This is a genomic window from Motilibacter rhizosphaerae (assembly GCF_004216915.1).
Taxonomy (GTDB): Bacteria; Actinomycetota; Actinomycetes; order Motilibacterales; family Motilibacteraceae; genus Motilibacter; species Motilibacter rhizosphaerae.
The window spans coordinates 687,678-711,713 of record NZ_SGXD01000001.1; the positions used below are offsets into that span (position 1 = coordinate 687,678).

Sequence of the window (24,036 nt, forward strand, 5' to 3'; positions counted from 1 at the left end):
GGGAGGTGCATCAGGGCTCCAGCGGGTCGTCGGGGCTAGGGGTCGGGCGCAGCGACGCGAGCAGCGGCGAGTCGAGCAGGGTCGCCGCGACCGCGTCCGCCGCGCGGACAGGGGCGCTGTCCGCGCCGAGCAGCGTCGCGAGCCGCAGGCGGTGGTCCACGACCTTGAGGAGCGCGGCCGCCTCCACCTGATACCAGGGCGGCGTCCCGCCGTGGCCGGCGACGACCGCCCGGCTGCCCGCCAGCAGTCCCGCGGCCGTGCCCGGTGCGCCGGGCGCGACGAGCATCGCCAGCTCGAGCAGGTCCCCGAGCAGGTGCCCCAGGTCCCACCCGGCGGGAGCCGACGTCCCGCCGACCCACCAGGTGAGGACCGCCTGCCGCGCCGGTTCTCCACTCGCCGGGACGACGAGGTGCCCGAGGGCGGGCTGCCCGTGGACCGCCGTGCGAGCCGAGTCCGCGAGCAGCTCCAGTGCGTCTCGGACCGGGCCGACCAGGTCGCCCGGCAGCTCACGGGCTCGAGCGCGCACGCGGACGAGCGCGGGCGGCTCGGTGTCGCCGGTGGGCAGGTGGTCGGGTACCCCGGCCAGCAGTGCACCGAGGGCGCGGAGCACCTCCGCGTCCGGGAGTCCTCTGCCGGTCCGTATGTCGTCGGCGACCGTCGAGCCCGGCCAGGGGAGCGGGTGCGCCCAGCCGTCCCCGGCCGCCGCAGCAGCGACCGCGGACACCGGGCCGCTGCGGAGGAGCGCCACCCGCGCGGCGTACGCGGCGGCGGGCGCCGGCGGCACCTGCCAGAGCTCGGGCGGAGCCGTCGCGACCGGAGCGTCGACGAGGAGGTGACGTGAGCCGGTGCTGACGAACACGCGCTGCAGCAACGGTTCTGTGCTCACCAGACCACCAGTTCGGACGAGCCCGGGTTGAGGTGGGGCGCGTCGAGGCGGATGCCCGCGGCGACGAGCGCGGCGCGGGCGGCGGCGTACCTCTCCTCGCTCGTGGCGCCGGCACCGGCCGCCAGCAGGCCCCGGGCGAGCAGCCCGCAGCGGTGCTGCCCGAAGCTCACCGGCCCGTGCTCCTGCGACGGGTCCTCCGCGACGGCGAGGCCGCGCGCCAGGCGCCTGGCGAGGGCCGGGACCCTGTCGTCCACGCCGGCCGCGAGCGCCGCGTGGGCGCCGCGCACGACCGGCCAGGCGGCGGGGAGGTCGCCCCGGTCGACGTAGAGCACCGCCGCGTCGGGGCGCGGGTACGCCGCCAGCGACGAGAGGACCTTGCAGGTGAAGCGCATCCCCAGCGCGTCCAGGCCGCCGACGAGGGCGTCGAGCAGCGCGGGCGCGGCGTCGGGGCGCACGGCGACGTAGGTGCGCACGAGCGACCCGCGGGCCAGCCCGGCCCGGCCGGACACGAGGAAGAAGCCCGGGGAGGCGTACGGCCGGGCGGTGGGGAAGCGGACGTCGAGCCCGCCGCCGGAGGAGGCGCGCACCTCGTCGAGGGAGGCGCGCAGCACGATCCCGCGGCGCTCCACGAGCAGCCCGGTGCTGTCGTGCCAGGCCCAGCCGGGCTCCCAGCAGGAGCGCCCGCCGTCCGCCCGCCGCAGGGCGGTCAGCAGCCCGGTGTCCGCCGCCGGGGCGGCCCCGGCCGCCTCGCCTTCACCGCCGAGGTAGTGGGTGCGGTACAGGTGGCGCGTCAGCCGCGGGAGGTCGTCGTCGCGGACGGGCTCGGCGGCCACGGCCCGCAGGAGGGTCTCGGTGCTCACAGCAGGGTGTCCCTCAGCTCGGCGGGGCGGCGCAGCAGCGAGCCTGCGACGTGGAGGCCGGCGAGCGCGAGCGCCGGCAGTGCTGGCGCGTGCATGGCGGCGGAAGCCGTGCGCTGCAGCAGGAACAGCGCGGCGTACCGGAGGCAGACGAGCTCGTCGTCGGCGGAGAGGTCCCGTCCGCCGGAGCGGTACGCGGCGAGCAGGCGCCGCACCCGGGTCTGCACGACGTCGAACGGCTCCCCGCTGGCGAGCCAGGAGTCGAGGGTGCCGCCGGCGCTGAAGCGCAGCCCGGCGAGCCACCCGAAGAGCAGGTCGCCCACCAGGCAGCCGAGGTCCCAGCGCCCGTCGCCCCAGCCGGCGGTCTCCCAGTCGATCAGCCGCACGGCCGAGGAACCTCTGCTGCAGAGGATGTTGTTGGACTTGAGGTCGCCGTGGACGAGCGTGTCACAGTGCCACTCGGCCACGAGCTCGGTGAGCGGCCCAGCGAGGCCGCGGGCGCGGACGGCTACCAGCAGCTCGGCGTAGCCGTCGGGGTAGCGCGCGAGCGTCCGGGGGGTCGGGGCGAGCAGGCCGTCGGTGACGCTGCGGGCGTGCTCGACGACGGGCAGGCCGCAGCGCGCCCCGCGTACGCCGTGGAGCGTGGCGAGCGTGCGCCCGAGCTCGTCCAGCACGTCCGGCCGAGCGGCGACGGCGACGTCGAGGGGGTCGTGGTCATTGAGGAACTCCGTCACCAGCAGGCGGTCCTCCGCGTCCACATGGAGGACGCGAGGGGCTACGGGGGGCGTGGGGAGGAGCCGGGCGACGGCGCGCAGCCGGCGGCCCTCGTCCACGACGTCGGCCGACCAGCCGCCCTCCGAGTCCTGCCGCGCCTGCTTGACGAGCACGGCCGGCGCGGGCGCAGCCTGGGCCCGGTAGCACCAGCTGCGCTGGTGCAGCGGCTGCAGCGCGACGTCCGCGGCTGTCGGGACGAGGCCGTGCCGGCGGAGCACGGCGGTCGGGGCGGTCATGGCAGGTCCTCGGGGATCGGGGTACGGCCCGGCGGGACCCGCCGGGCCGTACGCGCGTCAGCAGGAGACGGCGGTCGAGACCGTGTAGGTGAAGCCGATGGCCGCACCGAGCAGGGGGCTCGTGATGAACAGCGGGGTCATGGCGTCCTCGGTCGTCGCCTCGACCTCGGCACGTGCGCCGGCGAGCTCGGTGAAGGCGGCGCGCTCGGACTCGTCGCCGAACAGCGGGGAAGCGGACGGCTGGGAGACGGGCATGGGGTCCTCCTCGGGTGGGCTGCGCCGCGCGGGTCGCGGTCACTGCCCAGGAGGAGCGGGCGTCGTCCGGTCTGATACTCGCTGGTAGCGGTCGCCCTTCCGGGCAGGCCCCTCCCTCACTGCGCCCGGCGCAGCACCTCTCCCGGAGCCTCCAGCCACGTGGTCTGGCCGGCCAGCAGGTACTTCGGGGGCGTCCAGCTGATGCGCACGCGCTGCGGGCGCACCTCGAGCAGCCAGCAGCGCTGCCACGTGCCGTCCTCGCCGCGCACCTCCCAGGGCTCCGCGAGCGCCGTCAGCCCGTGCTCCCGGACGTGGGCCTCCGCCTCCGCGGCGGTGGCGGCGGGCCCGCCGAGCGCGGCGCCGAACACCGTCTGGGGCTGCCAGCCCTCCGCCGCGCGGACGACGCGTCCCAGCACCTCCCCGTCCTCCGGGCGCAGCACGTCGTGGTGGAGCGGCGGCTCGGCCGCGCTGCCGGTCATGCCAGGGCCTCCGGCGGGTCCGCGGGAGCCAGCTTCTCGCGCAGGGCCGCCACGGCCTGGTCCTGGCTCGCGCCCGCGCGTCTCACGGCGCGGGCGTACGCCGCGGCTGCCTGCTCGAGGAGCGCGGCCGCCGCTCCCGACTCGACCGGCTCGGGTGCGGCGGCGACCGTCGTCCCGTGCCGCACGCGGCTGACGACGACGCCGGCGCTCTCCAGCTCGCGGTACGCCCGGGCGACCGTCCCGGGCGCGAGGTCGAGGTCGACCGCGAGCTGCCGGATGCTGGGCAGGCGGTGGCCGACGGGGAGCGAGCCCGCGGCGACGAGGTCCGCGATCTGCGCGCGGAGCTGCTCGTACGGCGGGACCGGCGAGCCGCTGTCGACCTCGAGGATCATGCCGCCGCCTCGGCCCGCGCCCGGGCGTAGGGCTCCTCGGCGAACTCGAGCGGCACCGAGCGCAGTCCGATCCCCCACCCGAGCAGCGCCGCGCCGAGCGTGACGAGGTCGGCGACGAGCCCGGGGACGTCGGGGTGCAGGCGTAGCAGCGACCCCAGCGCGATGCCGACCAGGGCGGTGCCCGTCCCGTGCAGCACGTGGACCGAGCGGTGACGCACCGCCTCGTCCGCGGCGAGCACGTCGGGCGCGAGGCCGCCCGGCTGTCGACGGGCGAGCGCGCGGCCCACGGCGGTGCGCACCAGCACGACGGTGGCCACGCTGACCACGGCCAGCGAGGCGCAGGGCACCAGCGCTTGACCGCCGAGCCGGCCCCAGGCGATGACGTCGAGCACCGCGGTCACCACCGCTGCGACCGCGAGGACCAGCGGGAGCGCGCTCACCCAGCCAGCGGCGTAGCGGCGGCGCTCGCGGGCGACGAGCGCGGCTCTCGCGCGCTCCGCGGAGGGCCCCGTGACGCGCCACTCCGCCAGGGCCGCCCCGACGAACCAGCCGGCCAGGATCCAGGCCGTGTCCACGGAGGGGGTCCCGGTCGGGAGCCCCCGCCCGAGACCTACGGCCAGTCCGGCGACGGCACCCGCGGTCCGCCACCGCCGCGCGGTGGTGAGGTAGCGGACGACCACGGGACCGTTCTGCTCCGAGATCCCGAGCCTGCAGCGCTCGACGAAGCGGTCCAGGCGCCGGAAGGAGACCTCGGGCTCGGCCGAGTGCAGCAGGACCCCCCAGCAGACGAGCCAGACCACGAGGAGTCCGGTGACCACGGCGTCGTCCACGCGTCCTCCTCCTGGCGGACGCCGGCCGACCGCAGGACGAATGTACCAATGTCCTGCTACGTTGCGCACGTGCTCCAGACCGAGGACCCGCGCAGCCCGTACCGGGTGCGCGGCCTGTCCTGGACGACCTACCGGTACCTCGACCGCACGCAGGGCCGTCTGGGGCCTCGTGAGCGGCTCCTCACCAGGTGGACTGCTGCGCTCCTCCCGCTGCTCGCGCTGGGCGTCGGTGCTGCCCTCGCCGCCGTGCCCGCCCCCTCCCGTCCCCGAGTACCCGCCCCCACCGCTCGGGTGCTGGACGTCCAGGGCCTCCCAGCCACGCTCGTCGCTGGTCGGCACTACCGGGCTCGAGTCACGGTGGAGCTCGGCCGCACCTGGGTGCGGGAGTTCGGGCCGGCCTCCGTCCGGGTCCTCTCGAACCGGTTCGAGGAGCAGGACGGCGAGGGCGTGCCCACCCTCGCCCAGTCGTGCGCCGGCGAGGTGGCACCGGGAGGCCCTCCGCTCGTGCTGAGGTGCGACCTCACGCCGCCCTCCGACGGGTCCTTCGTGGTGCGGACCGAGGTCGTGCCCGGACAGCCGTACATCGAGGGCGGCGACCCTTCGACGTACTGGACGCACCATGGCGGTTACCTCGTCACGCAGCCCGGTCCGGTGGCCCAGCGCGACCAGGTCCTCCCCGTCGGCGCGGGGAAGCCCCTGCCCCTGCGCGACCACTGGGCGGGCTGCGCGGACTGGGACAGCGAGGACGTCCCGGTCTGGGACCAGGGGTTCACCGGCCAGGAGCTGGCTCGGCTGCCGTGGCCGGACGGGCCTCCCGTCGTCCTCGGGTGCGAGCGTGATGCGCTCCTCATCGGGAGCTGGGGGACGCAGGACCTGCCGCGCGAGTTCCGCGCGGACAACGAGGGTCCTGGCGTCATCGGCATCGCCCCGCGTGGGGCTGCGCGCATCACCGCCACCATGGACGACGGCACGCGCCTCCCCGTACGCCGCGTCGACCATCCCACGACGGAGCCGGCGCGCCGCTTCTTCGGGGTCCTGGTCCCGCACCGGTGGGTGCCCGGTCCCCGGGTCCCCAAGCCCGTCGTGGTGCTCCGCGCCTACGACGACCGCGGGAGGCTGCTCGCGACCGAGCGGGTGAGGCGCGACAGCTACTGAGTCGGTGAACATCCGCTGAACCGTCGTCGAGCCGGTGCAGCACCTGCCGACCACGGGGTATGCAAGCCCCATGGAGCAGCTGACCCAGGCCGCACTGCACGAGGAGCTCGAGCACCTGCGGGTCGACATCGACGACGAGGGCGAGCCGGTCCTCCTCCGTCCCGACGGCAGCGTCATCGACACGTGGCAGGAGGGCTACCCCTACCCCGAGCGGATGAGCCGCCAGGAGTACGAGAAGACCAAGCGCCAGCTCCAGATCGAGCTGCTCAAGCTGCAGAACTGGATCCGCGCGTCGGGCGAGCGGCTCGTCATCCTCTTCGAGGGGCGCGATGCCGCGGGCAAGGGCGGCACCATCAAGCGGTTCACCGAGCACCTGAACCCGCGCGCGGTGCGTGTCGTCGCGCTGGAGAAGCCCTCGGAGCGCGAGTCCACGCAGTGGTACTTCCAGCGCTACATCGCGCACCTGCCCGCCGCCGGCGAGATCGTCATGTTCGACCGCTCCTGGTACAACCGCGCGGGCGTCGAGCGGGTCATGGGCTTCGCGACGCCGGCCGAGTACCTCGAGTTCATGCGGCAGGCACCGGAGCTCGAGCGGATGCTCGTGCGGTCCGGGATCAGCCTCGTAAAGCTGTGGTTCTCGGTGTCGAAGGCCGAGCAGCGCACGCGGTTCCTCATCCGCCAGGTCGACCCGGTGCGGCAGTGGAAGCTCTCGCCGATGGACATCGCGTCGCTCGACCGCTGGGACGACTACACCGAGGCGAAGGAGGCGATGTTCTTCTACACCGACACCGCCGACGCGCCGTGGACGGTGGTGAAGTCCAACGACAAGAAGCGCGCGCGGCTCGAGGCCATCCGGCACGTGCTGTCGCGCTTCGAGTACGACGGCAAGGACCACGACGTGGTCGGCACTCCAGACCCGCTCGTCGTCGGTCCGGCGAGCGACGTCTACGAGGCCGAGGAGCGGGGGCGCTACCTCCCGCGCCTCAAGGGGTTCTAGACCCCCGACCGCAGGTCCGCCGGAGGCGCCGCGGTCAGCGCGACGTCCTCGAAGACCGCAGTGCACGCCTCGCCGGTGGGCGACTGCGCGAGGAAGCCGACCTGCGTCCCCGCGGCCGCCACGGGCAGGCGGAAGTGGCGCACGAAGTGCCAGTGCCCCCCGTCGAGGGAGTAGTGGAACGCGTAGGCCTCGCCGTTCCGCGACACGCGCAGGTGCACGGTCGTCCCCTCGACGACCACGGCGTTCGCGTCGTCCGAGTCGCCGCGCGTGACGACGGAGACGACCATCGGCTCGCCCTGCGGGGAGAACTCGAAGCAGAGCTTGGCCCACACCTCCTCGCTGCGGTGCAGGCAGAGGACTCCGGCGTCGAACGTCGAGCCGAACTCGACGGAGACCCGCGCTGACAGGGAGAAGTCGCCGTCGACGTCGAGGAGCAGCGCCGGTGCGGAGTGCTGCCGGCTGCCGCTGGCGGGGTCGTTGAACCAGTCCGTACGCGGTCCGGCCGTGAGCCGCACCGTGCCCGCCTGCTCGTCGACCGCGCTGTCGGCGGGGACGCCGTGGAGCCGGAGGTCACCCAGCGCGGGCAGGTCGGTCATGCGGCACCTCGGGCAGGGCTGGCGTACGGGCGAGGACACCGTAGCGAGCAGGCGGATCAGCCCACGGGGAGGGGCACCCGCCACTCGAGCCGGGTGCCGCCCGAGGCGCGGGGGGAGACGGTGAGCCGCCCGCCCTGCTTCGTCGCGCGGGAGCGCATGTTGCGCATGCCGCTGCCGTGCCGGTCCTCGACGTAGCCGCGGCCGTCGTCCTCCACGACGAGCACGACGTCGCGACCGACCTCGACGGTCACCGAGGCGGCGGTGGCACCGGCGTGCTTCGCGACGTTGGACAGCGACTCTCGGAGCACGGCGAGCAGGTGCCCGGCGACCTCCTCCGGCACGCCCTCGGCGACCGGCCCGGACAGCGTGCAGGACACGGGGAACCCGAGCGGGCGCGCCGCCTCGTCGACGACGTCGCGCAGCTGCCCGCGCAGGTCCACGCTGTCGGGGCGCCGGTTCAGCTGGAAGATCGTGGTCCGGATCTCGCGGATGGTCTCGTCGAGGCTGTCGACCGCGCTGTCCAGCTTGGCGCGTACGCCGGCGTCGGCCTGGCGCGCCATCCCCTGCAGCTGCAGGCCGGTCGCGAACAGCCGTTGGATGACCAGGTCGTGCAGGTCGCGGGCGATCCGGTCGCGGTCCTCGAGCACGGCCAGCGCGGCCCGGTCGGACTGGGCGCGGGCGCGGTCGAGCGCGAGCGCGGCCGACCCGCCGAACGTCGTCGCGAGCGCCAGGTCGACCGTCGTGAAGTTCGGGGCGCCCGCCGGGCGGCTCAGCGCCAGCACGCCGCGGACGTCGTCGACGTTGCCGAGCGGCAGCAGGAGCGCGGGCCCGGGAGGGGCGTCGCCGCACAGCAGGTCGCCGCGCAGCTCAGCGGCGCCCGGCGGCGGGTCGTCCACGACGACGGCCTCGCCCTCGCTCAGCACCTGCCCGCAGAGGGTCCCGACGAGGGGGACGCGGTCGCCCTGCACCTTCCCGGCCGTGCCGTCGCTGCTGGACACCACCTCGACGAGCAGCGCGTCGGGGCCGGCCGGCAGCAGGATCATGGCGAGCGAGGCGTCGGCCACGACGCGGGCCCGGTCGGCGACGAGGCTCAGCTCGGCCTCCGGGTCCGAGTGGCCCAGCAGCGCCGAGCTCACCTCGGCGGTCGCCTCCAGCCACCGGCGGCGCTGCTCGGCCTGCTCGAGCAGGCGGGCGTTGCCGAGCGCGACCCCGGCCGCGGCGGCCAGCGCGTCCGCGACGGCCTCCGCGTCGCCGGGCGGGCAGGTGGAGCAGCGCAGCAGCAGCCGGCCCGAGGCCGTGCCGTGCACGAGCACCTGCCGCACGAGCGTCGCTCCGTCCGCGAGCAGCTCGGCCGCGGCCTGCGCGGCCTGCTCGCCGTCGGCCACCACCGCGTACGCCGTCCCGCGCGCGCTCGCGGCACCGAGGCTGCGCCCGTCGGGCGTCGTGAGCACGAGTGCCGCGGCACTCTCCCCGCGGGTGGAGGTCAGCTCGACCGCGGCGCGCGCGGCGCGGACCAGCACCGCGTCAGCGGTGAGCCCCGCGGTGATCCCGACGAGCGCGCGCACGAGCGCGGTGCGGGAGGCGTCGGTGGGGTTCTGCGGCACGAGCGGTTCGTCGGCACGGGCGCCGCGCCACCTGACCGGCGGAACGAGGCCGGTGCAGAACGTTCAAGCAGACCCGGCAGCCGCCGATGAGGGATCCAGCGACGCGTGGCCGGCTGCGGAGGCTCCTGGTCGCCGCACCCGTACCGCTCTGCACCGAGTCTGCACAGAGCGCCCGACAGAGAAGGGGTCCGATGGACGGCCTTGAAGGCATGGACGAGATCGTCCAGGAGTTCCTGGTCGAGAGCCACGAGAACCTGGACCAGCTGGACCGCGACCTCGTCGCGCTCGAGCAGCAGCCGGGGTCCCGCGACCTCCTCTCCAGCATCTTCCGCACCATCCACACGATCAAGGGCACGAGCGGCTTCCTGGCCTTCGGGAAGCTCGAGTCCCTGACGCACGTGGGGGAGAACCTGCTGAGCCGCCTGCGCGACGGCGAGCTCTCGATGACGCCGGCCTCGACCGACGCGCTGCTGCGCATGGTCGACGACGTCCGCAAGCTGCTCTCGCGCATCGAGCAGGACGGCACCGAGGGCGACGTCGACGTGAGCGGCGCGGTCGCGCTCGTCGAGGCCTGCCTCACCGGCGCTGCTCCCGCTGCGCCCGCCGCTCCCGCCGAGGCCGTCGCCGAGCAGGCCGCGCCCGAGGCGCCGGCCGAGGCCGCCGCCGAGCAGGAGCCGCCCGCCCAGGAGGCGGCCGCGCCGGCGCCCAAGCGGCGTACGCGCAAGACCACCACGACCCGCCGGTCGGCCAAGGCGGCCGCCGAGCCCGTCCCCACGGAGGAGCCCGAGATGGTCGCTGAGAGCCCCGCGCCCGCCGCGGAGCCCGCGCCCGCCGCCAGCTCGGTCGCGCTCCACGCGGTCGAGACCGAGGCGAGCGTCGAGACCGGCAACCGCCGCAGCGCCGCCGACAGCACGATCCGCGTCGACGTCGACCAGCTCGACCTGCTGATGCGCCTCGTCGGCGAGCTGGTCCTCACCCGCAACCAGCTCATCCAGCGGGCGAGCAGCGACCACGACATGGACCTGCTGCGCATGACCCAGCGGCTCAACCTCGTGACGAGCGAGCTGCAGGAGGGCGTCATGAAGACGCGCATGCAGCCCATCGACCACCTCTGGTCGAAGCTCCCGCGCGTCGTCCGCGACCTGTCGAGCATGCTCGGCAAGCAGGTCTCGCTGGAGATGCACGGCAAGGAGACCGAGCTCGACCGCACGCTGCTCGAGGCGATCAAGGACCCGCTGACCCACATCGTCCGCAACTCGGTCGACCACGGCATCGAGTCGCCGGAGAAGCGCGTCGCCGCGGGCAAGACCGCGGTCGGCACCCTGCGCCTGCGCGCCTTCCACGAGGGCGGCCGCGTCGTCGTCGAGATCGCCGACGACGGTGCGGGCATCGACCCCGCGCGCATCGCGGCGAAGGCCGTCGAGCGCGGGCTGCTCACCCAGGCCCAGGCCGACGCGATGCCCGAGCGCGAGATCCTCAACCTCATCTTCAAGGCGGGCTTCTCCACCGCGGAGAAGATCACCAACGTCTCGGGTCGCGGCGTCGGCATGGACGTCGTGCGGACCAACATCGAGAAGATCGGCGGCACCGTCGACCTCACCTCGACGGTCGGCCAGGGCGCGGTCTTCCGCCTGACGATCCCGCTCACGCTGGCGATCGTGCCGGCGCTGACCGTCGAGTGCTGCGGCGAGCGGTACGCCGTGCCGCAGATCTCGCTGCTGGAGGTCGTGAGCGTGGACGCGTCGCGCGGCACCGCCGCCGTCGAGCAGGTCTCGGGCGCGCCGGTCTACCGCCTGCGCGGCCGCCTCCTGCCGCTGGTCGACCTCGCCGACGTCCTCGGCCTCGAGGGCCGGCGCCGCGACGGGCTGCTCAACATCGCGGTCCTGCAGTCGGAGGGGCGGACCTTCGGGCTCATCCTCGACCGCGTCCTGAACAGCGAGGAGATCGTCGTCAAGCCGCTGTCCTCGCGGCTCAAGGGCATCGGGGTCTACTCCGGCGCGACGATCCTCGGCGACGGCTCCGTCGCCCTCATCCTCGACATCCAGGCCCTCGCGGCCCGGACGCTGCGCAGCGACGCGACCGAGCGGCTCAGCTCGATCGAGACCCAGGCGACCACGGTCGCGGAGGTCGAGCGCCTGCTCGTGGCCCAGGTCGCCGGCGACCGCCGGGTGGCGATCCCGCTCGACATGGTCACGCGCCTCGAGGAGTTCCCGAGCGACAAGGTGCAGCACGTCGGCAGCCGCGAGGTCGTCGAGTACCGCGGCGAGATCCTCCCGCTGGTGCGCCTCTCGCAGCACCTCGGCTCGTACGACGACGGCACCCACGAGCGCCTGCCGATGATCGTGTCCTCGCGCGGCGGGCGCAGCGTCGCCCTCGTGGTCGACCGCATCGTCGACATCGTCGAGGAGGGCGTGAAGGCGCGCAGCGACGTCGACGACGTCGGCCTGCTCGGCTCCGCGCTGATCCAGGAGCAGGTCATCGAGCTGCTCGACGTGCGCCAGGCCATCCTCTCGGCCGACCCGCACTTCCCGCTCGACCCGGAGCCCTACGCCTCGGCGAACGGCTTCGGTGCGGGCGAGGGCTTCGACCCCGCGGCCATCGCAGCCGCCGGCTTCGTGATGGAAGGGATCTGACATGACCCAGCTGGCGACCTTCACCCTCGCCGACCACCTGTTCGGCGTCGAGGTGAGCCGCGTGCAGGAGGTGCTCCGCTACCAGCCCAGCACCAAGGTCTACCTCGCCCCCGAGGCGATCGGCGGCCTGATGAACCTCCGCGGCCAGGTGGTGACCTCGGTGGACCTGCGGCGCCGCCTCTCGCTGCAGCCGCGCACCCAGGACGCCGAGCCGATGAACGTCGTCGTCCGCGTGGACGGCGAGGTCGTGAGCCTGCTCGTCGACCAGATCGGGGACGTCGTGGACGTCGCGGACGACGTCTTCGAGACGCCGCCCTCCACCCTCAGCGCGGCGGAGCGGGAGCTCATCACCGGCGCGTACAAGCTGCAGGACCGGCTGCTGCTGGCCCTGGACATCGACAAGGCCGTCGACGTCGGCTGACGGCCTCGCGCACCGACGTCGGCTGAGCGCCGACCCAGCCGAGCTGTCGTACGTCACCCCTCCTGACCACCCCCGCCCGCGCTCCGCGGCCCACCTCGAAGAGGTTCCCCTGATGTCCCGTTCCTCCCTGTCGGTGCGGACGAAGATCGGCGCCCTGTCGGGCCTCGGTCTCGCCTCGACCGCCGTCTCCTCCTGGGTCGGCACCCACTCCTCCGGCGCGGCCGTCTGGGCCGTCCTGGTCGTCTCGCTCGTCGTGCTGGCGGCGTACGGCGCCAGCCTCGCGAGCAGCATCGCCGGCTCGCTGGGCAAGGCCGTCGAGGCGCTCGACGCCCTCGCCGCCGGTGACCTGCGCACCACGCTCGAGGCCGACGGCGACGACGAGATCGGCCGCATGGCCGCCGCGATCGGCCGCGCCCAGACCGGCGTCGGCGAGCTCGTCCGCGCCGTCTCCGACTCGGCGAGCGGCCTCGCGGCCAACGCCCAGCAGCTGACGGCCGTCTCCTCGGAGATCACGCACTCGGCCGACACCGCCTCGCAGCGCGCCGCCACCGTCGCCCAGGCCGCCAGCCTGGTCTCGCAGAGCGTCGCCACCGTCTCCACCGGCTCGGAGGAGATGGGCGCCTCGATCCGCGAGATCTCGGTCAACACCTCCGAGGCCGCCCGCGTCGCCGCCCAGGCGGTCGGCGTGGCCGAGGCCACCAACGCCACGGTCGCCTCGCTCGGCGACTCGTCGCGCCAGATCGGCGACGTCGTCAAGGTCATCACCTCGATCGCCGAGCAGACCAACCTGCTGGCGCTCAACGCCACCATCGAGGCCGCCCGTGCCGGCGAGGCCGGCAAGGGCTTCGCGGTCGTCGCCAACGAGGTCAAGGACCTCGCGCAGGAGACCTCCCGCGCCACCGAGGACATCGTCCGCCGCGTCGAGGCCATCCAGGCCGACACCACCTCCGCGGTCGAGGCCATCGGCGAGATCGCGGCGATCATCGCCCGGATCAACGACTTCCAGACCACGATCGCCTCGGCGGTCGAGGAGCAGAGCGCGACGACCGGCGAGATGGGCCGCAACGTCAACGAGGCCGCCTCGGCGACCGAGCAGATCGCCGACGGCATCGGCGCCGTGGCCGCCAGCACCTCGGCGACCGCGCAGAGCGTGAACCAGGCGCGCACCTCCGCCGAGGAGCTCTCCCGGATGTCCGCGCAGCTGCAGTCGCTGGTCTCGCGCTTCAGCGTCTGACCGCGCAGCCGCACCACCGGTCCCGAGGGGGACGCCCGACCTGGGCGTCCCCCTCGGGGCGTTCGCGCTCCGTGACCAGGCGTACGCGCTCCGCACTGTCCAAACCCCTCGTTGGGGGAGTGCGCCAGACGCACCGGCGGGGGAACCTTGGTCCATGTACTCCCTGGTCAGCGCTCCCGTCCTCGGCTTCGACCTCGTCCGCCGCCCCGGTGGCGAGGAGGTCGCCGGTGTCCTCGCCACGGCCCTGGCCCTCGGGCCGGCCGACCTGCCCGCGCTCCTCGCCGCCGCCGGCCCCGAGGTCGACCGCGTCGGCGCGTGGGCCAACGTCACCCGCGTGACGCGCGACCAGGGCACGCTGCGCGGCGCTTCCGAGCAGGCCGCCGCGGCCGCTCCCGGCGCGGCCACCCTCGCCGCCCTGCGCCAGCTCGCGACGACGTCGATCGGCGGGCTCGACGACGTCATCACCTGCGTGCGGCACGACGTCTTCGACTGGACCTGGGCCGGGACCGGCACGCTGGCGGTGCAGGACGAGGCCGCCGGCCGCGCGGTGGGGGTCGTCTGCGACGCCGTCGCGGGCACGTACGCCGCGGCGATGCTGTCGACCGCCGACCGCGCCGTGCTGCTCGACCCGTGGCGCTCGGTCTGGGGCTCGCGCACCGCGCCGACCCTCGACCTGGGCCCCGCGGCGGGCGAGGTCACCGCTCTGCTCGACGCGCTGCGCGGGCTGTCCCCGGCGCAGCGCGAGGCCCTGCTGGGCGCCTCCGACCAGCACCGCGCCAGCACCCGCCCGTGGGCGCTCGCCGTGCACAACGCCTCCTGGGCCGCGCACCTCTCGGCGCGCACCCGCCCGGCCGCGGCGGCCCAGATGGCGGCCGTCCGCGCCGTCCGCGCCGCCGGCTTCTCCACCCCGCAGCTGGCCGGCGGGGTCTGGAACGCCGTCTCCGGCGCCGTGCACGCGATGGTCGTGGGCGACCTGCTGGCCGACGTCGACCTCGACGTGCTCACCGCTCCCGTCGCCGGGCTGGTCTGACTCCTCGCGCGGGCGCACAGCGCCCCCTCGCTCCACCCCCAGGGCCGGTCCTCCTCGCGGAGGGCCGGCCCTCGGCGCGTCCTCACCCCTGCGGCCCACCCCACCACGTGACGAACTCCTCAAGGCCCCTGCCGCCACGTCGATAGACCTGCAACGGAGCGAGTGCTCCGCCTCGACCCCACGGGACGGAGGGCAGCGCATGGCAGACATCCGTGTGCTCGTCGTCGATGACTCCGCGGTCGTGCGCCACATCGTCGCCCAGGTCCTCGAGACCGAGCAGGAGATCACCGTCGTCGGGACGGCCGCCAACGGCAGGCTGGCCCTCGACAAGATCGACGAGCTGCTCCCGGACGCGATCACGCTCGACATCGAGATGCCGGAGCTCGACGGGCTGGGCACGCTGAAGGCCCTGCGCCAGAAGCACCCGCGCATACCGGTCATCATGTTCAGCACGCTGACGGAGCGGGGCGCCTCCAAGACCCTGGAGGCGCTCTCGCTCGGCGCCAGCGACTACGTCACCAAGCCCTCGAACACCACGGCGCTGACGGACTCCGTCCGCAGCGTGCGCGAGCAGCTGGTGCCGAAGCTGCTCGGCCTCTGCGGCCGCACGCCCGTCGACCCCGGCCCGCGCCGGAGGACGGCTCCGGCCGCCTCGGCGCCGGTCGCCGGCGTCGTACGGCCGCGCACCCCGCTGGCCGGGCGCACGCCCCTGGCGAGCCAGGCCGCGCAGCAGGAGCCGGTGGTGGCTCCTCCGGGTCCCGCCGTCCCGCGCTCCACCGCGCGGCCCGAGATCGTCGCGATCGGCAGCTCCACCGGTGGTCCCGAGGCGCTCGCCAAGGTGCTCACGGGGCTGCCCGCCAACCTCCGCGTCCCCGTGGTGGTCGTGCAGCACATGCCGCCGATCTTCACGCGGCTGCTCGCGGAGCGGCTCACGCGCACCAGCCCGCTCGAGGTGCGCGAGGCGGCGGAGGGCGACGTCCTCCGTCCCGGCCTCGTGCTCGTCGCGCCGGGCGACTTCCACATGGAGCTCAAGCGGGCTCCTGCCGGCACGGTGGTCCACCTGACCAGCGGGCCGCCCGAGAACTTCTGCCGCCCCGCGGTGGATGTGCTCTTCCGCAGCGTCGCAGCGACGTACGGCGGTGCGACCCTCGCGGTCGTCCTGACCGGCATGGGCTCCGACGGGCGCAAGGGCGCGCAGTTCCTCAAGGCCAAGGGCGCGACCGTCCTGGCCCAGGACGAGGCGACGTCCGTGGTCTGGGGGATGCCCGGTGCGGTCACGCACGCGGGCCTCGCCGACCAGGTCCTTCCGATCAGCGCCATCGCCGGCGCGGTGACCGATGCGGTGGGGAACGTCCCCCACCTCACAGCGATGGGGGTACGTCCATGACCACAGCACCGGCGCCGGTGCGGGGGCTCTCCCCCGCCGGGCGGCCGGCCTCGAACCTCAGCCCGGCAGCGTTCGACTGGGTCCGCGAGCTCGTGTACCGCGAGGCGGCCATCGTGCTCGAGCCGGGCAAGGAGTACCTCGTCGAGTCCCGGCTGCTGCCCCTGTCCCGCCAGGCGGGCAAGGACAGCGTGACCGCGTACGTCGAGGGTCTTCGGTTCGGCCGGGACGCGCGCGAGTCCGCGCGCGTCGTGGACGCGCTGACGACCAACGAGACGTCGTGGTTCCGGGACGGCTCGCCCTTCCGGGCGCTGCAGGACCAGCTCGTCCCCGAGGTGCTGGCGTCCGGTCGTCCCGACCGCACGCTGCGCATCTGGTCGGCGGCCTGCTCCAGCGGCCAGGAGCCGTACACCGTCGCCATGTCGGTGTCGGACGCGGTCCGCGCGGCGGGCTGGCGGCTCGAGATCCTCGCGACCGACATCTCCGAGGAGATGCTCGCGCGGGCGAAGGCCGGCCGCTACTCGCAGCTCGAGGTGAACCGGGGTCTTCCCGCTCCCCTGCTCGTCAAGCACTTCCACCGCGTGGGCACCGAGTGGGAGGTGGCTCCGGAGTTCCGGCAGTCCATCACCTTCCGGCGCATGAACCTCGCGGCGCCCTTCGGCGCGATGCCGCAGTTCGACATCGTGCTGCTCCGCAACGTCCTCATCTACTTCGACACACCGACCAAGCGGTCGATCCTCAAGCGTGTCGCGAGTTCGTTGCGCCCAGACGGTCATCTCCTGCTCGGAGGTGCCGAAACAACACTCGGCGTGGACGACGCGTGGGACCGCGTCCTCGTCTCAGGAGCGCCGGTCCACCGACCGATCGCACAATCCGGAAGGAGAGGGGCCTGACATGCGCGCCCTCGTCATCGACGACTCGCGAGCGATGCGCACCATCTTGGGCCGCATCCTCGCCGCCCAGGGGTTCACGGTCTCCGACGCCGGCAACGGCCAGGAGGCGCTCGACGCCCTCACCGCGCTCCAGGCGCAGGGTGAGCTGCCGAGCCTCGCGCTGGTGGACTGGAACATGCCCGTGATGGACGGACTGACGTTCGTCAAGGAGGTGCGCTCCCGCGCGGAGTACGCCTCGATCACGCTCATGATGGTGACGACGGAGAGCGAGCACGGCCAGATCGTGCGCGCCCTCGCCGCCGGCGCCCACGAGTACGTCATCAAGCCCTTCACCGCGGACGCCATCGCTGACAAGCTGGCCCTGCTCGGCCTGTCGACGGTGAACGCATGACCGCCGTCATCGCCGACGAGGACATCCTCGGCATCGCGGGGGACCTGTGGTCCTCGTACCTCGGCGAGGAGGCGCTCCCGGCCATGCTGGGCACCCTCACGCCCGAGATCTCGTCCAACGTGTCGGTCTTCGGCGCCTGGAACGGCACCGTCGTCGTGGCCACCACGGCACGCGGCGCCCGCCTCGTCGGCTCCGCCCTCCTGGAGATCCCGGAGGACGAGCTGACCAAGGGCGACATCGACGACGCGGTCGGCGAGCTCGCCAACATCGTCGGCGGCAACGTGAAGAGCGTGCTGCCGGGGCCGAGCTCCCTGACGCTGCCGGTCGTCTCGCACGGCACGGTCGCCGTCAACGAGCGCGCCGCGGTCATCGTCGGCCAGGCCGCGCTCGAGTGGTGGGGCGAGGTCTTCGAGATCACGGTGTGGCACGGCCCCGCCTCCGAGGGTGGTGTCGGCTGACCATGAAGATCCTCATCGCCGACGACAGCAAGGTGATGCGGCAGATCGTCACCCGCACGCTGCGCCAGGCCGGCTTCGACGGCCACGACGTCGTCGAGGCCGTCGACGGTGCTGACGCGTTCGAGAAGGTGAAGAGCGAGTCGCCGGACCTCGTCCTCAGCGACTGGAACATGCCCAACATGACGGGCATCGAGCTGCTCGCGCAGCTCCGCTCGACCGGGTCGAAGGTCAACTTCGGCTTCGTCACCTCCGAGACGTCCCAGGAGATGCGGGACCGCGCCGAGTCCTCGGGCGCGCTCTTCCTCATCGCCAAGCCCTTCACGCCCGAGGCCTTCCGCGAGGCCCTCGAGCCCGTCATCAAGTAGCAGACCCACCCCCCTCGAACGGAACTGTCCCATGTCCTCGATCAAGACGATCCCCAGCGAGAAGACCGTCCGTGACGCCCTGACGGGGCTGCTGTTCCGCAACTGCGACCTGGTCCTCGGCGGCCAGGTCGTGCACTCCGCCACGGAGCTCGCCACCACGGCGGAGTACGTCGACGGGATCGGGACGGCGGCGATCATCGTCGCCGACCTGTCCTTCTCGGCGTACGCCGGTGCCGCCATCGGCCTCGTCCCCAAGGGCGGCGCCGACGACTGCATCGACGAGAAGCAGCTCTTCCCGAACGTCAAGGAGAACTTCGACGAGGTGCTGAACGTGCTCGCGTCGATGTTCAACAACCCGGGACAGCCGGCCGTGCGCCTGCACAAGACGTACGGGCTGCGCGAGCTGCCCCCGAACGACACGCTCCAGATGTCGCGCCAGACCGGCCGGCGCCTGGACCTCGTCGTCGACATCCAGGGCTACGGCAAGGGCGGCATCTCGATCGTCCTGATCTGAGCCGGTGCAGCACCGACGGCCGCGGTCCCCCTCGGGGGGCCGCGGCCGTCAGTGCGTCCGGCCTACTGCGCGGGCGGCGGCGGCCCGGGGCGGCCCTTGGCGATGCGCGCGGTCAGCGCGGCGATCGCGTCCTCGGGCGGGGCGGCGGCGGCGATGTTGGACGCCTGCAGCTCGCGGTAGACCTCCTCGCGGTGCACCTGGACGGTGCGCGGGGCGTCGATGCCGATGCGGACGACGTCACCCCGCACCTCGAGGACGGTGATGGTGATGTCGTGCCCGATGATGACGCTCTCGCCGGCACGGCGGCTCAGGACCAGCACGGGCCCTCCCAACGGTCGCAGACGCGGGCGCCTCCGTGCGCCCGTCGCTCCGCATCCTAGGGACGCGGGGCCCTCAGGGCTGGAGCGGCGCGCGCAGCGGCAGGTCGGAGCCGGAGAGGACGACCTGGGCGGCCTGGTGCGTGCGGGCGTGCACGACGATGGGGGCGAGCAGGTTGGCGGTCGCGTCCTCGATGCCCGTGGTGCAGGTGACGAGGAGCAGGACGAGCGCGTCCTCCTCGGACTCGAGGCCCAGCTCGGTCACCGCGTCGTCCGGCAGCTCGGGGGAGTAGTCCGGGAAGAAGGGCGCGGGCGGGACGGCCAGGAAGCGCAGCCCCTCGTCCTCGATCGAGCGCAGCGCGTAGACCAGGCCGGCGTCGTCGAGGGCGACGAGCGCGAAGTGCCGGGCCTCCGGGAAGCCCGGGAGGCCCTGCGAGAACACGAGCGCCCCGTCGAGGCCCTGCTGCACGGTCGGCACTGTCATGGGCCCATCGTGGCCGATGAGGGTCGTCAACGCGAGCACCGGCTCACCGGAGGAAGTTGGTGAGCGAGAGCTGCAGCACCTTGCTGGCCGTGCTGAGCGCCGCCTGGTAGGAGACCTGCTGCAGCTGGAGGTCGACGGTCGCCTGGGCGATGTCGACGCCCTCGATGTCGCCCTGGGCTCGCTTCGCGTTGTCCACGCGGTCCTTCGCGGTCTGCTGGAGGCTGTCGAGGCGGTTGGTGCGCGCACCCACGCTGGAGCGCGAGAACCCGATGGTGGTGACCGCCGTGTCGAGCTTGGCCAGGTCGGCGTCGAGCTGCGTCGGGTCGGTCTTGAGGTGGTTGCTGATGTCGTCGAGGATGCCGAAGACCGACGTCGGGCCGCTGCCGAACGTCTGGACGCCGTCGGTGTCGACGCGCACCGAGACCCCGTCGGCGGCGACGCGGTTCACCGACCCGCTGTCGCCGATGTACGTGCCGGTCGAGTCGAAGGCCGCGGAGCCCGAGGTCGTGCCGCCGAAGATCGGGCGGCCGAGGTACTGGCGGTTGGCGTTGTTGAGGATGCCGGCGCGCAACTGGTCGATCTGGTCCGCGATCGCCCTGCGGGCGTTGGGGTCGCTGTTGCCGGTCGACTTGCCCTGCACCGTCAGGGTGCGGGCGTCGCGCACGGACTGCTGGATGTCGCCCAGGGCGGTGTCCGCGGCGTCGAGCCAGTCGATGCCGTCGGCGGCGCTGTCGGCGTACTGCTGGTACTGCGAGGCCTCGCTCCGGTAGCCCATCGAGCTGATGGCGCCCGACGGGTTGTCCGAGGGACGGCTGATCGTCTTGCCGCTCGAGAGCTGCTCCTGGGTCCGGCTGTAGCGGTCCAGGTTGCTCTGGATCCCCGCGAGACTGGTGTTCGCGAGGTGCGCGTAGGTGACGCGGCTCATCCCGACCATGTTCAGCTCACCATCTGGATCAGGGTGTTGATCGTGCTGTCGATCGTGGTCATCACCTTGGCCGCGGCCTCGTAGCCGCGCTGGAACGCCAGCACGTTGGTCATCTCCTCGTCGGTGTCGACGCCCGAGGTGGTGGTCATCGCGTCGTCGGCCTTGGCCGCGACGTCCTTGCGCGTCGCGAAGCGCTGCTGCGCCGCCGCGGACTCGACGCCGAGGCCGCTGATCATCGTCTTGTAGGAGTTCACCGGGGAGCTCGTCGAGGTCGACAGCGCGGCGATGCGGGTCGCCATGCCGCCGTCGAGGTTGCCGCCGGGGTTGGCGCTCGCGGCGATCTGGTCGGCGGTGACGACCACCTTGATGTTCGCGGCGGTGACGGACGTCGTGCCGTCGTTGGTGCCGAAGTAGTCGCGCCCGTCGCCGCCGGGGACGTCGGGGCCGTTGGTGAGGTCGTAGCCCTGGCGGTGCAGGGTGTTCACCTGGTTCGCGAGGTCGGCGGCGAAGCCGTCGAGCTGGGCCTTGTAGCGCGGGATCGTGTCGGTGAGGGCCGTGACGATGCCGTGGACGTCGCCGCCGCTGAGCGGGACCGTGCTGCCGTCGTTGGTGTAGACGATCTTCACGGGGGTCGTGGTCGCGTCCGAGGGCACCGAGGCGCCCTGGATGCCGAGGGTCAGCGCGTTGCTCCCGGACACGAGCGCCGAGCCGCCGAGCATGACGTCGACCGAGCCGTCCTTGCCCGGGCGGGCGGTGACGCCGATGGCGTCGCTCAGCTTGAGCACGAGGGCGTCGCGCTTGTCGGCCAGCTCGTTCGACGGCACCCCGCCGGCGGTGTTGAACTGGATCGCCTTGTTGAGGTTGGCGATCTCGGTGGTGGTCGCGTTGACGTCCGCGACCGAGGTCGTCAGCGTCTGGCGCAGGTTGCTCCACTGCTGGTCGAGGTTGCCGGCGGCGTCGTGGAGCTTGTCCGCCACGCCCTGGCCGCTCTCCACGACAGCCTGGCGCATCGACCCGCCGGGGTTCTGCGAGAGGTTCGTGAACGACTTGAAGAAGTCCTGCATGGTCTTCGCGATGCCGGTGTCGGACGGCTCCGGGACCGCGTCCTCGATGTCGCTGAGCGTCTGCTGCGCACGGTCGGAGCTGGCGAGGTTGCCGTGCTCGATCTGCTGGCGCACCGCGTAGAAGTCGTCGCGGATGCGGCTCACGTCGGTGACGGCGACGCCGCCGCCGGTGCCGTCGTACGTCGAGAACAGCGCGGGGACCGAGGGCCCGGCGACCGAGTTCATGTCGACGCGCTGGCGCGAGTAGCCCGGCGTGTTGGCGTTGGCGATGTTCTGGCCGGTGACGTCGAGCGCCCGCCGCTGGGCGACGAGCGAGGAGTACGCCGTGTTGATGGAGCCGAAGGTGCTCATCAGATGGCCTCGTCGACGAGCCTCGTGTAGCGCCCGACGCTGACCGGCGCGCCCGCGGCGGTGTACGTCTCGGTGCCGTCGCCGAAGCCGAGGAGGGCCTCGCGGGTCGCCCGGAACCCGGCGGTGAGCAGCTCGCGGTTCATGTCGGCCATCGCCTGGATCCCGGCGGTGGCGGTGAGGAACGCCTGCCGGTGCTCAAGGAGCAGCCCGCGCCACGGCTCGGGCGCGGCCTCGGCCAGCTCGCGCAGGCTCGGCCCGCTCGGCAGGCCCAGCTCGGCGGCGGCGGCGTCGACCTGGACGGCGCGGAGGAGCTCGGCCTTGCGGACCTCCTCCAGCACCATCTCGACCTCCTTGGTCGAGCGCGCCAGCCAGCGCGACCGCCCGGAGGCGAGCACCAGCTGCTCCTCCTCGAGCTTGAACAGGAGCAGCTCGAGCAGCTCCCGCTCACGCCACAGCGTGCTCGAGACCCCGGCCAGGCTCATGCGCCGTCCCTCCTGCTCGTCCTGCTCTTCCCAGTCCCCTTCGGCACCACGGCAGGGCACCTGAGGAGATCCACCCTCCCTCCTCGGCAGGGGACCCCCGGGACCTTCGTCCTACTCGATAGGGGGAACTGCGCTCCAGCGTTAGCCCGAGAGGGGGGTTCTGCGTTTCCGCTGCTCAAGCACCTCAGGCGCAGGGCCCGAAGCCCCGGCCATGACCGCAACGCACGGACGCGCCTCCCTCGAGGACGAGCTCTGCCGCGAGCACCTCCCGCTCGTCGGCTACCTCGTCAACGAGATCCTCGGTCGTCTCCCCTCCCATGTGAACCGCGACGAGCTGACCTCGGCGGGCCTCGCAGCCCTCGCCCAGGCCGCCCGCTCCTACGACGACTCGCGCAGCGTGCCCTTCGCGCGCTTCGCCTCCACCCGCATCCGCGGCGCCCTCATCGACGAGCTGCGCAGCTACGACTGGGCCAGCCGGTCCGTACGCTCCCGCGCCCGCAAGCGCGACCGTGCGGAGGAGGAGCTGACCGCCGTCCTCGGGCGCACCCCCACCCCGCAGGAGGTCGCGGCTCACCTCGGTGTCGCCGTCGACGAGCTCGAGGCCGTGGACGAGGACGTCCAGCGCGCCGTCGTCCTGAGCCTGCAGGGCTTCTCCGACGCCGGCACCCTCGACGAGGTCGTCAGCGTCCACGAGCCCGCGCCGGACGAGATGATCGTCCACCGCGAGAAGGTGGGCTACCTCTACGACGCGATCGAGGTCCTCCCGGACCGGCTGAAGACCGTCGTGGTGCGCTACTTCTTCGAGGAGCGCCCGATGACCGAGATCGCCGCGGAGCTCGGCGTCAGCGAGTCCCGCGTCTCGCAGATGCGCGGCGAGGCGCTGGCCCTGCTCAAGGACGGCATGAACGCCCAGCTCGAGCCGACCATGGTCGAGCAGTCCGACCGTCCGGGCGGGTGCGCGGCACGGCGCCGCGAGGCGTACTTCGCCGAGGTCGCGACCCGCAGCGACTACCGCAGCCGGCTCTCCGGCCGCGTGCCGTCGTACGCCACCACGACGTACGCGCGGGTGGCCTCCGCCTGACCCCCCACCGGGGCGGCATCGCGACGCTGCGTGCGTCCGCGGTGCCGCTCCGGCGTCGGTGCGCCGGGGCGTGCCCTAGTGTTGGACCGCTTCCGGCTGCGACGAAGGGGCTCGCGTGCACAACCACCTCATCCAGAGCCGGGCGCTGCTCGAGCAGGTCGCGCTCGAGGGGGCCCGCGGGGTCTACGTCGGCGACGACACCGTGCTGTGCCGCGTCCTCGGCATCTACCACTCCTACGTCGACGGCCGTGACGTCAGCGTCGCCCAGCACCTCATCATGAACGGCTACTGGGAGTCGTGGATCACGCTCGCCATGGCGCGCGCGCTCCAGCCGGGCATGAGGGCCGTCGACGTCGGCGCCAACCTCGGCTACTTCTCGCTGCTCATGGCGGACGCCGTCGGGCCGCAGGGCAAGGTGCTCGCCTTCGAGCCGCAGGAGCGCTACGCCGGCCTGGTCGGCCGCTCGCTGCGCGCCAACGGGTTCCACGTCCAGGCCGAGGTGCGCCAGCAGGCCGTGTCGTCCGAGAAGGGGTCGCTGGACCTCCTCGTGCCGGAGGACTTCTTCGGCAGCGCCTCGGTGGCGGCCAGCTTCGAGGACTACTCGACGACCTCGACGACCGTCGAGGCCGTCACCCTCGACGAGGCGCTCGCCGACTGGGAGAGCGTCGACCTCATCAAGATCGACGTCGAGGGCGCGGAGTACGCCGTCTGGCAGGGGATGGCCGACGTGCGCCGCCGCTCGCCGGACCTCGCGATCGTCCTCGAGTTCAACGCCAGCTCCTACGACGACCCGCAGGGGTTCCTCGACGAGGTGCGCGGCGAGGGCTTCGCGACGTACGAGATCGCCACCGACGGGGGCCTCGCGCCGTTCGTCGACGCGGAGGTCGTCTCCCGCGCGGACTTCTCCATGCTCTGGCTCTCGCGCGAGGACTGACCCCGAGCGCGGGG

Annotated in this window: 28 protein-coding genes; 14 read left to right on the forward strand and 14 right to left on the reverse strand. The window is 73.4% G+C overall.

The genetic code is table 11. The annotated features are described in order from the left end of the window. Positions 1-10: 10 nt before the first annotated feature. From EV189_RS03080 to EV189_RS03110, 7 genes are all read right to left on the reverse strand, one after another. Positions 11-886, reverse strand: a complete 876-nt coding sequence (locus EV189_RS03080; RefSeq protein WP_130491451.1) for a hypothetical protein — start codon at positions 884-886, stop codon at positions 11-13. After that, positions 883-1,746, reverse strand: a complete 864-nt coding sequence (locus EV189_RS03085) for a T3SS effector HopA1 family protein (RefSeq protein ID WP_130491452.1) — start codon at positions 1,744-1,746, stop codon at positions 883-885. Before EV189_RS03085 ends, EV189_RS03080 begins: the two co-directional genes overlap by 4 nt. Next, positions 1,743-2,753 carry a phosphotransferase family protein gene (locus tag EV189_RS03090; protein ID WP_130491453.1) on the reverse strand — a complete coding sequence of 337 codons (1,011 nt, stop codon included), beginning with the start codon at positions 2,751-2,753 and terminating at the stop codon, positions 1,743-1,745. The genes EV189_RS03085 and EV189_RS03090 overlap by 4 nt, the downstream gene beginning before the upstream one ends. 57 nt (positions 2,754-2,810) lie before the next feature. After that, positions 2,811-3,008, reverse strand: coding sequence for a hypothetical protein (locus EV189_RS03095; RefSeq protein WP_130491454.1), 198 nt, complete (start codon positions 3,006-3,008; stop codon positions 2,811-2,813). 116 nt (positions 3,009-3,124) lie between these two features. After that, positions 3,125-3,487, reverse strand: coding sequence for a hypothetical protein (locus EV189_RS03100; RefSeq protein ID WP_130491455.1), 363 nt, complete (start codon positions 3,485-3,487; stop codon positions 3,125-3,127). Next, the gene (locus EV189_RS03105; RefSeq protein WP_130491456.1) at positions 3,484-3,879 is read right to left on the reverse strand and encodes a GntR family transcriptional regulator; all 396 of its coding nucleotides are present in this window, start codon (positions 3,877-3,879) and stop codon (positions 3,484-3,486) included. The genes EV189_RS03100 and EV189_RS03105 overlap by 4 nt, the downstream gene beginning before the upstream one ends. Continuing rightward, complete coding sequence (locus tag EV189_RS03110; RefSeq protein ID WP_130491457.1) at positions 3,876-4,709, reverse strand: hypothetical protein; 834 nt, start codon at positions 4,707-4,709, stop codon at positions 3,876-3,878. Before EV189_RS03110 ends, EV189_RS03105 begins: the two co-directional genes overlap by 4 nt. A 69-nt stretch (positions 4,710-4,778) precedes the next feature. On the opposite strand from EV189_RS03110, the gene EV189_RS03115 reads away from it, so the two are divergent. Together EV189_RS03115 and ppk2 are read left to right on the forward strand one after the other, a co-directional pair. Further along, a complete protein-coding gene (locus EV189_RS03115) occupies positions 4,779-5,864 on the forward strand; it encodes a hypothetical protein (RefSeq protein WP_130491458.1) in 1,086 nt (361 codons plus the stop codon). A 70-nt stretch (positions 5,865-5,934) separates the two neighbouring features. After that, positions 5,935-6,861: a polyphosphate kinase 2 gene (gene ppk2, locus EV189_RS03120; RefSeq protein WP_130491459.1), complete on the forward strand. Its 927-nt coding sequence runs from the start codon at positions 5,935-5,937 to the stop codon at positions 6,859-6,861. Here ppk2 and EV189_RS03125 read toward each other — a convergent pair. Beyond that, complete coding sequence (locus EV189_RS03125) at positions 6,858-7,457, reverse strand: DUF1349 domain-containing protein (RefSeq protein ID WP_130491460.1); 600 nt, start codon at positions 7,455-7,457, stop codon at positions 6,858-6,860. The genes ppk2 and EV189_RS03125 overlap by 4 nt on opposite strands. 56 nt (positions 7,458-7,513) lie before the next feature. Next, positions 7,514-9,061, reverse strand: coding sequence for a sensor histidine kinase (locus EV189_RS03130; protein WP_130491461.1), 1,548 nt, complete (start codon positions 9,059-9,061; stop codon positions 7,514-7,516). A gap of 191 nt (positions 9,062-9,252) precedes the next feature. On the opposite strand from EV189_RS03130, the gene EV189_RS03135 reads away from it, so the two are divergent. The 10 genes from EV189_RS03135 (at position 9,253) to EV189_RS03180 (ending at position 18,384) form a co-directional block, all read left to right on the forward strand. Continuing rightward, positions 9,253-11,694 (forward strand): chemotaxis protein CheW, encoded by a 2,442-nt coding sequence (locus EV189_RS03135; protein WP_130491462.1) that lies wholly within the window; start codon positions 9,253-9,255, stop codon positions 11,692-11,694. A 1-nt stretch (position 11,695) separates the two neighbouring features. Continuing rightward, complete coding sequence (locus EV189_RS03140; protein WP_130491463.1) at positions 11,696-12,115, forward strand: chemotaxis protein CheW; 420 nt, start codon at positions 11,696-11,698, stop codon at positions 12,113-12,115. 112 nt (positions 12,116-12,227) lie between these two features. Continuing rightward, positions 12,228-13,349, forward strand: a complete 1,122-nt coding sequence (locus tag EV189_RS03145) for a methyl-accepting chemotaxis protein (RefSeq protein WP_130491464.1) — start codon at positions 12,228-12,230, stop codon at positions 13,347-13,349. Positions 13,350-13,503: 154 nt separating this feature from the next. Further along, on the forward strand, positions 13,504-14,379 hold the full coding sequence (locus EV189_RS03150; protein WP_130491465.1) for a hypothetical protein: 876 nt from the start codon (positions 13,504-13,506) through the stop codon (positions 14,377-14,379). A 199-nt stretch (positions 14,380-14,578) separates the two neighbouring features. Next, positions 14,579-15,766 (forward strand): protein-glutamate methylesterase/protein-glutamine glutaminase, encoded by a 1,188-nt coding sequence (locus EV189_RS03155; RefSeq protein WP_130491466.1) that lies wholly within the window; start codon positions 14,579-14,581, stop codon positions 15,764-15,766. Further along, positions 15,763-16,656: a CheR family methyltransferase gene (locus EV189_RS03160; protein WP_130491467.1), complete on the forward strand. Its 894-nt coding sequence runs from the start codon at positions 15,763-15,765 to the stop codon at positions 16,654-16,656. The genes EV189_RS03155 and EV189_RS03160 overlap by 4 nt, the downstream gene beginning before the upstream one ends. A 1-nt stretch (position 16,657) precedes the next feature. After that, positions 16,658-17,047 carry a response regulator gene (locus tag EV189_RS03165; protein ID WP_130491468.1) on the forward strand — a complete coding sequence of 130 codons (390 nt, stop codon included), beginning with the start codon at positions 16,658-16,660 and terminating at the stop codon, positions 17,045-17,047. Further along, a complete protein-coding gene (locus EV189_RS03170; protein ID WP_130491469.1) occupies positions 17,044-17,505 on the forward strand; it encodes a chemotaxis protein CheX in 462 nt (153 codons plus the stop codon). Before EV189_RS03165 ends, EV189_RS03170 begins: the two co-directional genes overlap by 4 nt. Positions 17,506-17,507: 2 nt before the next feature. Further along, a complete protein-coding gene (locus tag EV189_RS03175) occupies positions 17,508-17,870 on the forward strand; it encodes a response regulator (RefSeq protein ID WP_130491470.1) in 363 nt (120 codons plus the stop codon). Between the two features lie 31 nt (positions 17,871-17,901). Further along, positions 17,902-18,384, forward strand: coding sequence for a hypothetical protein (locus EV189_RS03180; RefSeq protein ID WP_130491471.1), 483 nt, complete (start codon positions 17,902-17,904; stop codon positions 18,382-18,384). Positions 18,385-18,446: 62 nt separating this feature from the next. Here EV189_RS03180 and csrA read toward each other — a convergent pair whose 3' ends face one another. The 5 genes from csrA to flgN all read right to left on the reverse strand — a co-directional run bounded on the left by csrA (position 18,447) and on the right by flgN (position 22,007). Continuing rightward, the gene (csrA, locus tag EV189_RS20920; protein WP_130491472.1) at positions 18,447-18,704 is read right to left on the reverse strand and encodes a carbon storage regulator CsrA; all 258 of its coding nucleotides are present in this window, start codon (positions 18,702-18,704) and stop codon (positions 18,447-18,449) included. A 73-nt stretch (positions 18,705-18,777) separates the two neighbouring features. Further along, positions 18,778-19,185, reverse strand: a complete 408-nt coding sequence (gene fliW, locus EV189_RS03190) for a flagellar assembly protein FliW (RefSeq protein WP_130491473.1) — start codon at positions 19,183-19,185, stop codon at positions 18,778-18,780. A gap of 43 nt (positions 19,186-19,228) precedes the next feature. Continuing rightward, on the reverse strand, positions 19,229-20,110 hold the full coding sequence (flgL, locus tag EV189_RS03195) for a flagellar hook-associated protein FlgL (RefSeq protein ID WP_165400100.1): 882 nt from the start codon (positions 20,108-20,110) through the stop codon (positions 19,229-19,231). Positions 20,111-20,121: 11 nt separating this feature from the next. After that, the gene (flgK, locus tag EV189_RS03200) at positions 20,122-21,525 is read right to left on the reverse strand and encodes a flagellar hook-associated protein FlgK (RefSeq protein ID WP_130491475.1); all 1,404 of its coding nucleotides are present in this window, start codon (positions 21,523-21,525) and stop codon (positions 20,122-20,124) included. Further along, on the reverse strand, positions 21,525-22,007 hold the full coding sequence (flgN, locus tag EV189_RS03205) for a flagellar export chaperone FlgN (protein ID WP_130491476.1): 483 nt from the start codon (positions 22,005-22,007) through the stop codon (positions 21,525-21,527). Before flgN ends, flgK begins: the two co-directional genes overlap by 1 nt. 211 nt (positions 22,008-22,218) lie before the next feature. Here flgN and EV189_RS03210 point away from each other — a divergent pair, with 211 nt between their 5' ends. Together EV189_RS03210 and EV189_RS03215 are read left to right on the forward strand one after the other, a co-directional pair. Continuing rightward, positions 22,219-23,088 carry a sigma-70 family RNA polymerase sigma factor gene (locus EV189_RS03210; RefSeq protein ID WP_130491477.1) on the forward strand — a complete coding sequence of 290 codons (870 nt, stop codon included), beginning with the start codon at positions 22,219-22,221 and terminating at the stop codon, positions 23,086-23,088. Between the two features lie 115 nt (positions 23,089-23,203). Continuing rightward, positions 23,204-24,022, forward strand: a complete 819-nt coding sequence (locus EV189_RS03215) for an FkbM family methyltransferase (RefSeq protein ID WP_130491478.1) — start codon at positions 23,204-23,206, stop codon at positions 24,020-24,022. Positions 24,023-24,036: the final 14 nt, after the last annotated feature.

Bases quoted from the DNA above. Each gene is read 5' to 3' on its own strand.
- EV189_RS03090 (WP_130491453.1), bottom strand. From the start codon at position 2,753: ATGACCGCCCCGACCGCCGTGCTCCGCCGGCACGGCCTCGTCCCGACA.
- EV189_RS03095 (WP_130491454.1), bottom strand. From the start codon at position 3,008: ATGCCCGTCTCCCAGCCGTCCGCTTCCCCGCTGTTCGGCGACGAGTCC.
- EV189_RS03100 (WP_130491455.1), bottom strand. From the start codon at position 3,487: ATGACCGGCAGCGCGGCCGAGCCGCCGCTCCACCACGACGTGCTGCGC.
- EV189_RS03105 (WP_130491456.1), bottom strand. From the start codon at position 3,879: ATGATCCTCGAGGTCGACAGCGGCTCGCCGGTCCCGCCGTACGAGCAG.
- ppk2 (WP_130491459.1), top strand. From the start codon at position 5,935: ATGGAGCAGCTGACCCAGGCCGCACTGCACGAGGAGCTCGAGCACCTG.
- EV189_RS03125 (WP_130491460.1), bottom strand. From the start codon at position 7,457: ATGACCGACCTGCCCGCGCTGGGTGACCTCCGGCTCCACGGCGTCCCC.
- EV189_RS03135 (WP_130491462.1), top strand. From the start codon at position 9,253: ATGGACGGCCTTGAAGGCATGGACGAGATCGTCCAGGAGTTCCTGGTC.
- EV189_RS03140 (WP_130491463.1), top strand. From the start codon at position 11,696: ATGACCCAGCTGGCGACCTTCACCCTCGCCGACCACCTGTTCGGCGTC.
- EV189_RS03145 (WP_130491464.1), top strand. From the start codon at position 12,228: ATGTCCCGTTCCTCCCTGTCGGTGCGGACGAAGATCGGCGCCCTGTCG.
- EV189_RS03150 (WP_130491465.1), top strand. From the start codon at position 13,504: ATGTACTCCCTGGTCAGCGCTCCCGTCCTCGGCTTCGACCTCGTCCGC.
- EV189_RS03155 (WP_130491466.1), top strand. From the start codon at position 14,579: ATGGCAGACATCCGTGTGCTCGTCGTCGATGACTCCGCGGTCGTGCGC.
- EV189_RS03160 (WP_130491467.1), top strand. From the start codon at position 15,763: ATGACCACAGCACCGGCGCCGGTGCGGGGGCTCTCCCCCGCCGGGCGG.
- EV189_RS03165 (WP_130491468.1), top strand. From the start codon at position 16,658: ATGCGCGCCCTCGTCATCGACGACTCGCGAGCGATGCGCACCATCTTG.
- EV189_RS03170 (WP_130491469.1), top strand. From the start codon at position 17,044: ATGACCGCCGTCATCGCCGACGAGGACATCCTCGGCATCGCGGGGGAC.
- EV189_RS03175 (WP_130491470.1), top strand. From the start codon at position 17,508: ATGAAGATCCTCATCGCCGACGACAGCAAGGTGATGCGGCAGATCGTC.
- EV189_RS03180 (WP_130491471.1), top strand. From the start codon at position 17,902: ATGTCCTCGATCAAGACGATCCCCAGCGAGAAGACCGTCCGTGACGCC.
- fliW (WP_130491473.1), bottom strand. From the start codon at position 19,185: ATGACAGTGCCGACCGTGCAGCAGGGCCTCGACGGGGCGCTCGTGTTC.
- flgL (WP_165400100.1), bottom strand. From the start codon at position 20,110: ATGAGCCGCGTCACCTACGCGCACCTCGCGAACACCAGTCTCGCGGGG.
- flgK (WP_130491475.1), bottom strand. From the start codon at position 21,525: ATGAGCACCTTCGGCTCCATCAACACGGCGTACTCCTCGCTCGTCGCC.
- flgN (WP_130491476.1), bottom strand. From the start codon at position 22,007: ATGAGCCTGGCCGGGGTCTCGAGCACGCTGTGGCGTGAGCGGGAGCTG.
- EV189_RS03210 (WP_130491477.1), top strand. From the start codon at position 22,219: ATGACCGCAACGCACGGACGCGCCTCCCTCGAGGACGAGCTCTGCCGC.